Source organism: Variovorax boronicumulans NBRC 103145, assembly GCF_001591345.1.
GTDB classification, from domain to species: Bacteria; Pseudomonadota; Gammaproteobacteria; order Burkholderiales; family Burkholderiaceae_C; genus Variovorax; species Variovorax boronicumulans.
The window spans coordinates 1-9,431 of sequence record NZ_BCUS01000175.1 but is presented as its reverse complement, the minus strand read 5'-3'; the positions used below and the strand labels follow the sequence as shown (position 1 = coordinate 9,431).

Below are 9,431 nucleotides of genomic sequence, written 5' to 3'. Positions count from 1 at the left end.
GGCGCAGCCGGCCGTGCTGCGGTGCGACGGCGCCCTGCACCTGGAGGCCGCGCGGCTGCAGCTCGATGCCGACCAGCTCGAGCTGCGCGGGCGTCGCACCCACCTGGTGGCCGACGAGGTGGAGGTGGCCGCGCGGCAGTTCCGGCTGTGTGCGGGCACCATCAAGTTCGTCGGTTCGGTGCTCTCGAGCGTGATGGACCGCGTCACCCACTTCAGCCGCCACTACCTGCGCACCACGCAGGGCACCGACCGCGTGCAGGCCATGCACATCGACCACGAGGCGCAGCAGCTGATGCAGCTCAAGGCCGAGCATGTGATGGTCAACGGCGGCAAGCTGGTCAAGACGCGCGGCGCGCAGATCCACTTCGGTTGAGGAGACGTCCCATGTTCGCCAACTGCCAGCTCATGGGCACCGACATGGCCTTCCCCGACGTCTGCATGACGCCGGCCGCGCCGTCGCCGCTGCCCATTCCGTACCCGAACATCGCGATGGGCGCGATGGCCATTCCCAACTGCCCCACGATCCTCATCATGGGCGGCCCGGCGCACAACCTGGGCACCACGATCCCGATGAGCAACGGCGACAACCCCGGGGTGCTGCTGGGCGTGGCCTCCGGCACCGTGATGGGGCCGTGCCGCCATCTCACGGGCGCGTTCACCGTGCTCTTCCAGGGCATGCCCGCCACGCGCCTGACCAGCAACTCGCTGCAGAACAGCACCAACTGCCCGGGCGTGCGCGCGGTGCCGAGCCAGTCGCTCGTGCTGCTGCTGGCGCCGTGAGGCCACGAAGGCGCGCATGCGGCATACCTCTTAAGGCGAGATTGCCAACCGGCCCCACGGAATGAATACTCCTTGCGAGATTGCACGGGCGCAGCCGCCATCGGGGGCCGATTCATGATCCATATCGCTGTCATCACCCGGCAAGGCATGCCGGCCGGACCGTCCATCGCCGCGGACTTCGGGCCCGGCGGCGGCACCATCGGCCGCGCCGACACCAACGCGCTGGTGCTCGACGACCCCGACCGCACCGTCTCGCGCGTGCACGCGCAGGTGCTGTGCCGCGACGGCCAGTACTTCATCGTCGATCGCGGCAGCAACGCGATGCAATGCAATGGCGTGTCGCTGGGCGCGGGCAAGGAAGCGGCGCTGACCGACGGCGCACGGCTCGTCATCGGCAGCTTCGAACTCTCGGTGCGCGTGATGGTGGCCGCGGCGGCACCCCGCGCGCCGGTCATCCCCAACACCGTGATGTCGGCGCCGGCCGCCGCGCCCGCCGCCAGCAGCGACGATCCGTTCGCCGACCTGCTCGCGGGACTGGGATCGCCGCCCGCTCCCGCGCCGGCGCCTGCTGCAGCCCGTGCCGCCGCCGCGCCCGCCGAGTCGCTGCTCTTTCCCGACCCCATGGCCAGCGGCTCGCGCAACGCGCAGGCCGACCAGGTCGACCAGGTCGACCAGGTCGACCCGTTCGCGAACCTGCTGGGCCCCACGCCGTCGGCCGCACCCTCTGCGGGGCTCGGCGCGCTCGACGATTTTTCCGACCTGGGCGCGCCGCCCGCGCACGGCAAGGCCGCGAGCATCGACGACCTGTTCGGCGGTTCGCCGGGCGCCGGCGGCATCGGCGGCGATCCGCTCGCGCTGTCGCCGCTGGCCGATCCGCTGCTGCAGCCCAACACCGCGTCTGACGCCGACCCGCTGGCCGCGTTGCAACGCGCGGCGCCCGCCACGCCGGTGCCGCGTTCCGATCATCTGCCGATCGACCAGTTCGGCTTCGAGCCGCCGAAGGCCATCACGCCGCCACCGCCGCCGCCGCCCCCTGCGCCCGCGCCAGCACCCGTGGCCCCGCTCGCGCAGTTCGACGACGTGACCGGCCAGCCGATCCGCATCAGCGGGCCGGAGAACGCCGGCCGTGTCGCCGAGCCGCCGCCCCCTCCGCCACCACCGCCGCCCGTGCATGTCGCGCCGCCGGCAGTCCCCGCAGCAGCCTCGTCCCCGCGCGCCGCCTCCGACGACGAACTGCTCGCCGCCTTCCTGCGCGGCCTGGCCAGCACGCACCAGCCGCCCGAGATGCTCACGCCCGGCCTCATGGAGCGCATCGGCTCGATGCTGCGCACCGCCACCGAGGGCACGCTGCAGCTGCTGCTCACGCGCCAGGAGTTCAAGCGCGAGGTGCGCGCCGAGGTCACGATGATCGCGTCGCAGGCCAACAACCCGCTCAAGTTCTCGCCCACGGTCGAGGTCGCGCTGGCGCACCTGCTGGGGCCCGGCGTGCGCGGCTTCATGCCGCCCGAGGCCGCGATGCGCGACGCCTTCGACGACCTGCGGGCGCACCAGTTCGGCGTGATGGTGGGCATGCGCGCGGCGCTGGCCCATGTCATCGGGCGCTTCGAGCCGGCCGAGCTCGAGAAGAAGATCAGCGCGAAGACCGCGCTCGACGCGCTTTTTGCCGCCAACCGCAAGGCCAAGCTCTGGGACCAGTTCGTGGCGCTGTACGGCGGCATCGCGAGCGAGGCCGAGGACGACTTCCACAGCCTCTTCGGCAAGGCCTTCCTCGCGGCCTACGAAGAGCAGATGGCGCGCCTGAAGTCCGACACCTGAAGACCACCAGCACAACCCCCAGCACTCGCGAGGCACCCCGCTTGGAAATCGAAATCGTCACGCTCTCCCGGCAGGGCGGGCGCACCTACAACGAGGACGTGCACGGCCACTGGCACGACGAGCGCTACGTCGCCTGCCTGGTGGCCGACGGCGCGGGCGGCCACGGCGGCGGCGACGTGGCGGCGGCCACGGTGCGCGCCAGCGTGCTCGGCGGCTTCTCGGGGGCGCCCTCGCTGGACGAGGCCGCGCTGCGCGCGCTGGTCGAACGTGCCAATCTCGACGTGGTGGCGCGCCAGGCCGAAGGCGGCAAGCTCGCCGGCATGCGCTCCACGGTGGTGTTCGCGGTGATCGACCTGGAGCGTGAGGTGCTGGCCTGGGTGCACAGCGGCGACAGCCGCGCCTACCTGTTCCGCGGCGGCGCCATCGTGGCGCGCACCACCGACCACAGCCTGGTGCAGCAGATGGTCGCGGGCGGCATGCTCGACGAGGAGGGCGCGCGCCTGCATCCGCAGCGCAACATGCTGCTGTCGGCGCTCGGTTCGATCGAGGAGGCGCCCGACATCGCGGTGTCCGACCGCATGCGCCTCTTGCCCGGCGACGTGCTGCTCCTGTGCAGCGACGGCGTGTGGGAGCCGCTGGGCGACGAGTGCCTGGTCGACACGCTGCACGCCTCGCGCACGCCCAGCCAGTGGACGGAGCTGCTCGACGCGCAGATCAAGGCCAATGCCAAGCCGGGCCACGACAACTACACGGCGCTCACGCTGTGGGTGATCGAGGACGCGGACGACGACATGACGCGGCTGCTGCCCGAGAACGTCGCGTCGACAACGGACCCCTGAGCGCAGCCTGCCTCGCGACGAGGCGGTGCCATCCATTCCCCCAAGCAAAACGCCCATCCGATGGATGGGCGTTTTGCTTGGGGCCGCTGAGACTGTTCAGCTGTACTTGCTGGCCTTCTTCTTGACTTTCTTCAGCGCGCTGCGCAGCAACGCGGGCATGTCTTCCCGGTTCGGCAGGTTGCTGTAGTTGTCGATGTTCTGCTCTTCGCAGCTGTTGGCACAGCCGTTGTTCAGCAGGTCGAGCGCGTAGCGCGTCTTGCTGATCGTGCTGGACGCACCGGGCTCGCGGAACGGATCGAAGATGCCGTCCGGCAGGACCTTGCGCCCGCGTGCGATCGCCTGTTCCTGGAAGTGCGTGATGTGCTTCTGCGTGACCGGCCCGTAATAGCCGTCCACCACGATCACCTCGGTCGCGCCGGGGGGCGGGTCGAAGTCGTGGTTGAAGCCGAGCAGCTCGTAGTAGAAGATCTTGAACAGGGCCTGCACCAGCATCACGTCTTCACGCGTGTTGGAGCCGATCCGTCCGACCGACCAATCGGAGTTGTAGGTCGTGTGCAGCTTGCCGCTGGTACCGATGAGTGTGGTGCTGAATGCCATGGCATTGCTCCGGTGAGGACACGGGCAGGGACCGGCCCCGGCACCGTGCGGTGCCTGGGGCGGACGGGGCTGGCGGGTCCGTCGCCCGTCAGCGGGTTTCGGTGGTGGCCACGTTCCAGCCGAACTTCACCTCGCCGCCGCCGGCGCCCTTTTCGTCCTGGCCCTTGTAGGCGAACTCGATGTCCTTGAAGCTGCAGGACACCTGCTCGTGCACGTCGCCGCCCTGTGCGCCGCCGGGGCCCACGCTGGAGATGAAGACTTCCTTGAGCGTGACCTTCAGGTACTCCTGCTGGCCTTCGCCCGACTTGCGGCAGGTCATGACCATGTCCTTGAAGTGCTTGCCGCTCACGCAGTTCTTGGCGAGCACGGGGGATGCCTTGTCGTAGGTGTGCGTGAAATTGAATTCACCCGGCGTGGCCTTGCCCTTGCCCGAACCGCCGCCCGATCCCGCGCCCGATGCGTTGCTCACGTTCCAGGACCACGACGAAATCTCGATCTCGTCCTTGTGGTCCTTGTGAGAAGACTCGCCCTTGACGCCGTCGAGCTTGATGTGAAAGTCAGATGACATGTTCCTACTCCTTGGAACCCGATTGCATTCGGGCGGTTGATGATCGAAACGAAAAAAATGGCTGCCGGCGGTGGGAGAAAAGTTCCGCTGCCCGGCAGCTACTCATAGAACGAAACGGAACCGGCAATTCAAGAAGAATTCGCAGATTTTTTTCAACCGGCACCCTTGGCCGTCGGCAGCTTGGACACCAGCCGCAGCGAGACCGTGAGGCCTTCGAGCTGGTAGTGCGGGCGCAGGAAGAACTTGGACGTGTAGTAGCCCGGGTTGCCCTCGACTTCCTCCACGATCACCTCGGCGGCGGCCAGCGGCTTCTGGGCCTTGGTGGTTTCCGACGAGTTGGCGGGGTCGCCGTCCACGTAATTCATGATCCATTTGTTGAGCCAGCGCTGCATGTCCTCGCGCTCCTTGAAGCTGCCGACCTTGTCGCGCACGATGCACTTCAGGTAGTGCGCAAAGCGGTTGCAGGCAAAGAGGTAGGGCAGGCGCGCCGCCAGGTTGGCGTTGGCCGTGGCGTCGGGGTCGTCGTACTCGGCCGGCTTGTTCAGCGACTGGGCGCCGATGAAGGCCGCGAAGTCGGAGTTCTTGCGGTGGATCATCGACAGCAGGCCGGCCTTCGAGAGCTCGGCTTCGCGCCGGTCGCTGATGGCGATCTCGGTCGGGCACTTCTGGTCCACGCCGCCGTCGTCGCTGGGGAAGGTGTGCAGCGGCAGGTTTTCCACCGCGCCGCCCGACTCGATGCCGCGGATGCGCGAACCCCAGCCGTACAGCTTGTACGAGCGGTTGATGTTGGTCGCCATCGCATAGGCGGCATTGGCCCAGGCGTACTTGCTGTGGTCGGCGCCGGCGGTGTCTTCCTCGAAGTCGAACTCTTCCACCGGGTTGGTGTTGGCGCCGTAGGGCGTGCGCGCCAGGAAGCGCGGCATGCACATGCCCAGGTACTTGGAGTCGTCCGACTCGCGCAGCGAGCGCCAGCCGGCGTACTCGGGCGTGGAGAAGATCTTGGTCAGGTCGCGCGGGTTGGCCAGCTCCTGCCACGACTCCATCTGCATGAGGTTGGGGCTCGCGCCGGTGATGAAGGGCGCGTGGGCCGAGGCGGCGATCTTGGCCATCTCGCCGAGCATCTCGACGTCGGGCGGGCTCTGGTCGAAGTGGTAGTCGCCCACCAGCGCGCCGAAGGGCTCGCCGCCGAACTGGCCGTACTCCTCCTCGTAGATCTTCTTGAACATCGGGCTCTGGTCCCAGGCCGCGCCCTTGAACTTCTTGAGGTTCTTGGCCAGCTCCTGCTTGGAGATGTCCATCACGCGGATCTTCAGGTTCTCGTCCGTCTCGGTGTTGTTCACCATGTAGTGCAGGCCGCGCCACGCACTCTCGAGCTTCTGGTAGTCGGGGTGGTGGATGATCTTGTTCACCTGGTCGGTGAGCTTGGCGTCGATCGCGGCGATCATGGCCTGGATCGACTTGGTCACGTCCTTGCCGATGACGGTGCTGTTGCTCAGCGCCTGCTGCGCCAGCGTGAGCACGGCGGCTTCGACGGCGCTCTTGGCTTCGTCGCTGCGCGGCTTGAATTCTTTCTGCAGCAGCGACGAAAAGTCGCTTCCCGCGTACGCAACGTCTTTCAGTGCGCTCTGCTCGAGTGCGTCGGCCATGATGGTTTCTCCTCGTGTACCGGTGTGTGTCTGTCAGGAATCGGGGTGGGGCAGGCTCAGGCGGCGGCTTCGCCGTCCCCGGGCTTCTTGCTGGCGGCCAGCGTTTGCAGCAGGGCCGGGTCTTCGAGCACCTTGGCCAGCAGGTCTTCGGCGCCGCCCTTGCCGTCCATGTAGGTCACGAGGTTCGACAGCTGCGTGCGCGCTTCGAGCAGCTTGTTCAGCGCGCCCACCTTGCGCGCCACGGCGGCGGGCGAGAAGTCGTCCATGCTGTCGAAGGTGAGCTCGACCTTCAGGTCGCCCTCGCCGGTGAGCGAGTTCTCCACGGCGAAGGCGGCGCGCGGCTTCATGGCCTTCATGCGGGCGTCGAAGTTGTCGACGTCGAACTCGAGGAACTTGCGGTCGACCACGGGCGCGAGCGGGTCGGCGGGCTTGCCCGACAGGTCGGCCAGCACGCCCATCACGAAGGGCAGCTGGATCTTTTTCTCGGCGCCGTAGAGCTCCACGTCGTATTCGATCTGGACCCGGGGCGCGCGGTTGCGTGCGATGAATTTCTGACTGCTCTTGGCCATGGCGATGCTCCTTGCGGGAATGAAAGGGGACGGGTGGAAACGGCGGCGGTCATTCGGACTGGCGTTTGCCCGTCACGGTCTCGATGGTGTCCATCGCGTTGGGCGCGAGGTTGGCCATGATGTCCAGGAAGCTCACGCCGATGAGCTTCTTGGCGCGTTCGATCAGGAGCGGCGCGGGGTTGCCGGGCTCGGCCTGTTCGAGGTAGCGGATGACGCGGTCGAGCATCTGCACCGCGTCCTGGCGGTTCTGGATCTCGCCGCGCGGCGCGGCCGGGCGGGCCGCGTTGCCGGCCGGGGCGTCACCGTCGGCAGTTGCGCCCTCGTCGGCAGAGGCTTCGGGCGCGCCGGCTGCCGCCGTGCAGGCCTTGGCGACCGTGCGCGACACGGTGCGCAGCGTGCCCAGGTCCACCGCGTCGGTGCGGCCGGTGCGCTCGCCCAGCAGCTTCTGCAGGCGGTCGAGCAGCGCGGGCAGGCCGATGGCGGCCTGCAGTTGGTCGGGGTGCGCGGCGTGCAGGGCCTCGAGCCCGCCATGCACCTGCGCGGGCGAATACGAGGCTTCGCCGCCGACGGCGTTGAGCACGCCGTGCGCAATGGCGATGTCGCGCACGCGGATCGGGCCCACGCCCGGCGCGTTGCCCACCGAGGCGTCGTACAGGTCGCGCGGCACCATGCTGTCGTCGCTCAGCGGCGCGAGCGCGTTCAGGCGCATGGTGGGGTCGTTGTCGTCGTCCGCATCCAGCTTTGGATGTATGCCGTCCCAGAAGGTGTCGAGCAGCGAGGTGAGCAATTGCAGGCCCGCCGTGAAGCCGGCCACGCCTTGCAGGCGCGTCGCGGCGCGCAGCAGCAGCACGGCGGCGCGCACGTCCTTGCTGCGGCGCAGCTGCGCATCGGCGCGCTCGGCCACGTCGCGCCAGTCGGGTTCGACGGCGGGGATCACGGTGTCGCCGAACTGCTGCTCGGCCTTGCCTTGCGCCGCAGTCGTGAGGGCCATGAAGTCCGCGTCGTACTCCAGGTCGTCCCCGCAAGGCGAGGCCTCGCCGATGGGCGTGAGCAGTGCGTCGACGAGTTGGGGAGTCAGCATGTTGCCTGTTCGAGTTCGCTGGTGATAATCAAAGATGCGTCAGGACCGGTCAATGCAACGAAGGGAATAGCATGCGCACGCTGGGTACACACCATTCGTCCTATGAGCACTCCGTGGCGTGGCCTTCCCGGCGACGTCTCGCGGCTTTTGGCCTTGCTGCAGCGGGTCTTTTGATGGCGGGCTGCGCGAGCAAACCGGTGGTCACGCCGGTGTCGATCACGCTCACGGCCGGCGCCGATGCCAACCCCGACGCGCGCGGCCGCGCCTCGCCGCTCACGGTGCGCGTCTATGCGCTCAAGACGCCGGGGCCCTTCGAAGGCGCCGACTTCTTCTCGCTGTTCGAGAAAGACCAGGCCACGCTCGGCGCCGAGCTGGTGCAGCGCGAAGAAATGCTGCTGCGCCCCGGCGAGAGCAAAAAGCTCGACCTCACCCTGCCGGCCGATGCCAAGGCGATCGGCGTGATGGCCGCGTTCCGCGACCTCGACCGCGCGCGCTGGCGCGAGGTGCGCGCGGTCACCCCGGGCCAGGCGCAGGTGCTCAACGTGACCTTCGGCGCGCGGCAGATCCGCGTCGACGCTGCGGCCAAGTAGCACCAGCTGCACGGCGGCCTCAGCGCAGTTCCGCCGGCACCGTGGGCGCAAAGCGCCCCGGCCGCACCAGCGGCTGGTCCGCCGGCAGGAAGCGGCCGAACAGGTCGCTCACGAACGCGGCGCCCGTGCCGTTCTCCGACGCCGTCGCCGTGAGGTACAGCCCGCGCCAGCGCGGCGCGCGCACCCCCTTGCCGTGCCCCTCGAACAGCCCCTGCGCCACTTGCCGCAAGGCCGGCTGCAAGGTGCGCACGCTCTCCACGAAGCCATGCAGCGCGAGCCGCCCCGCGGGGCCCGGCTGCTCGCGCAGCAGGGCCATGCGCAGGCCGTGCAGCTGCGCCACGAGCGGATCGAACAGCGCATCGAGCCGGTCGGCGGCGCGCGCTGCGTGCGCCGCGAACGGGTGCTCCACGCGGTGGCCGAGCGCCTGCGCGAGCACCTCGGGCGGCAGCGCGGCGCGCAGCGTGGCGTAGCCCTTCAGGCCTTCGAGACCCGTCACGACGAGGTAGACCGGCAGCTGCAGGCGCAGCGTGTCGCTGGCCTCGTCGAGCAGGCGGCGCATGTTCGCGGTGGCGCGCTTGCGCAGGGCCGGGTCGCCGTACAGCAGGTCGCCGGCCGCCACGCACACCACCACGCCGTGCAGCGGCAGGCGTTCGCGTCGCTCGGCAAGCGCCAGCAGCGACTGCAGCCAGAGCCCGCGTGCGGGCGCCGTGCCGGCCTGGTCGCCGATGGCGTCGGGATGCAGCTCGATGGCCGTCAGTGCGCCGGTGGTCCACCAGCGCCACCAGGGCGTGCCGGGTGCCTCGTTCGCGGGCGGCGCCACGCATTCGGCGCGGGCGGCCGAGAGCAGCCCCGGCAGCCCGGTGGCCGGACCGCCGATGAAGAGGAACCACGGCGCCGTCGCGCGCGTGCGCGGTGCCTGCCGCAGCGAGGTGCGCGCCTGCGCCAT

Annotated in this window: 11 protein-coding genes; 5 read left to right on the top strand and 6 right to left on the bottom strand. The window is 69.2% G+C overall.

The window, feature by feature from the left end; genetic code table 11:
- From VBO01S_RS29435 to VBO01S_RS29420, 4 genes are all read left to right on the top strand, one after another.
- A partial coding sequence (locus tag VBO01S_RS29435) for a DUF3540 domain-containing protein (protein WP_157627496.1) occupies window positions 1-373 on the top strand: 373 nt, incomplete at its 5' end.
- 11 nt (window positions 374-384) lie between these two features.
- A complete protein-coding gene (locus tag VBO01S_RS29430; RefSeq protein ID WP_062482207.1) occupies window positions 385-780 on the top strand; it encodes a DUF4150 domain-containing protein in 396 nt (131 codons plus the stop codon).
- A gap of 114 nt (window positions 781-894) precedes the next feature.
- Window positions 895-2,595 (top strand): type VI secretion system-associated FHA domain protein TagH, encoded by a 1,701-nt coding sequence (gene tagH / locus VBO01S_RS29425; RefSeq protein WP_062482205.1) that lies wholly within the window; start codon window positions 895-897, stop codon window positions 2,593-2,595.
- A gap of 41 nt (window positions 2,596-2,636) precedes the next feature.
- Window positions 2,637-3,434: a PP2C family protein-serine/threonine phosphatase gene (locus VBO01S_RS29420; RefSeq protein ID WP_062482203.1), complete on the top strand. Its 798-nt coding sequence runs from the start codon at window positions 2,637-2,639 to the stop codon at window positions 3,432-3,434.
- Window positions 3,435-3,530: 96 nt separating this feature from the next.
- On the opposite strand, the gene VBO01S_RS29415 is transcribed toward VBO01S_RS29420, so the two are convergent.
- The 5 genes from VBO01S_RS29415 to tssA all read right to left on the bottom strand — a co-directional run bounded on the left by VBO01S_RS29415 (window position 3,531) and on the right by tssA (window position 7,895).
- Window positions 3,531-4,031 carry a peptidoglycan-binding domain-containing protein gene (locus VBO01S_RS29415; protein WP_062482201.1) on the bottom strand — a complete coding sequence of 167 codons (501 nt, stop codon included), beginning with the start codon at window positions 4,029-4,031 and terminating at the stop codon, window positions 3,531-3,533.
- Window positions 4,032-4,119: 88 nt separating this feature from the next.
- Window positions 4,120-4,599 (bottom strand): Hcp family type VI secretion system effector, encoded by a 480-nt coding sequence (locus VBO01S_RS29410; RefSeq protein ID WP_056584576.1) that lies wholly within the window; start codon window positions 4,597-4,599, stop codon window positions 4,120-4,122.
- Window positions 4,600-4,751: 152 nt separating this feature from the next.
- Window positions 4,752-6,245: a type VI secretion system contractile sheath large subunit gene (gene tssC, locus VBO01S_RS29405; protein WP_062482199.1), complete on the bottom strand. Its 1,494-nt coding sequence runs from the start codon at window positions 6,243-6,245 to the stop codon at window positions 4,752-4,754.
- 56 nt (window positions 6,246-6,301) lie between these two features.
- Window positions 6,302-6,814: a type VI secretion system contractile sheath small subunit gene (tssB, locus tag VBO01S_RS29400; protein WP_062482197.1), complete on the bottom strand. Its 513-nt coding sequence runs from the start codon at window positions 6,812-6,814 to the stop codon at window positions 6,302-6,304.
- A 49-nt stretch (window positions 6,815-6,863) separates the two neighbouring features.
- Window positions 6,864-7,895 (bottom strand): type VI secretion system protein TssA, encoded by a 1,032-nt coding sequence (gene tssA, locus VBO01S_RS29395; RefSeq protein ID WP_062482195.1) that lies wholly within the window; start codon window positions 7,893-7,895, stop codon window positions 6,864-6,866.
- 71 nt (window positions 7,896-7,966) lie between these two features.
- Here tssA and tssJ point away from each other — a divergent pair, with 71 nt between their 5' ends.
- Window positions 7,967-8,485 (top strand): type VI secretion system lipoprotein TssJ, encoded by a 519-nt coding sequence (gene tssJ / locus VBO01S_RS29390; protein WP_062482192.1) that lies wholly within the window; start codon window positions 7,967-7,969, stop codon window positions 8,483-8,485.
- Between the two features lie 19 nt (window positions 8,486-8,504).
- Here the strand turns inward: tssJ and VBO01S_RS29385 are convergent.
- The coding region (locus VBO01S_RS29385) for a type VI secretion system protein (RefSeq protein WP_062482189.1) at window positions 8,505-9,431 on the bottom strand (927 nt) is incomplete at its 5' end.

Bases quoted from the DNA above. Each gene is read 5' to 3' on its own strand.
- tssB (WP_062482197.1), bottom strand. From the start codon at position 6,814: ATGGCCAAGAGCAGTCAGAAATTCATCGCACGCAACCGCGCGCCCCGG.
- tssJ (WP_062482192.1), top strand. From the start codon at position 7,967: ATGCGCACGCTGGGTACACACCATTCGTCCTATGAGCACTCCGTGGCG.
- VBO01S_RS29410 (WP_056584576.1), bottom strand. From the start codon at position 4,599: ATGTCATCTGACTTTCACATCAAGCTCGACGGCGTCAAGGGCGAGTCT.
- tssA (WP_062482195.1), bottom strand. From the start codon at position 7,895: ATGCTGACTCCCCAACTCGTCGACGCACTGCTCACGCCCATCGGCGAG.
- tssC (WP_062482199.1), bottom strand. From the start codon at position 6,245: ATGGCCGACGCACTCGAGCAGAGCGCACTGAAAGACGTTGCGTACGCG.
- VBO01S_RS29415 (WP_062482201.1), bottom strand. From the start codon at position 4,031: ATGGCATTCAGCACCACACTCATCGGTACCAGCGGCAAGCTGCACACG.
- tagH (WP_062482205.1), top strand. From the start codon at position 895: ATGATCCATATCGCTGTCATCACCCGGCAAGGCATGCCGGCCGGACCG.
- VBO01S_RS29430 (WP_062482207.1), top strand. From the start codon at position 385: ATGTTCGCCAACTGCCAGCTCATGGGCACCGACATGGCCTTCCCCGAC.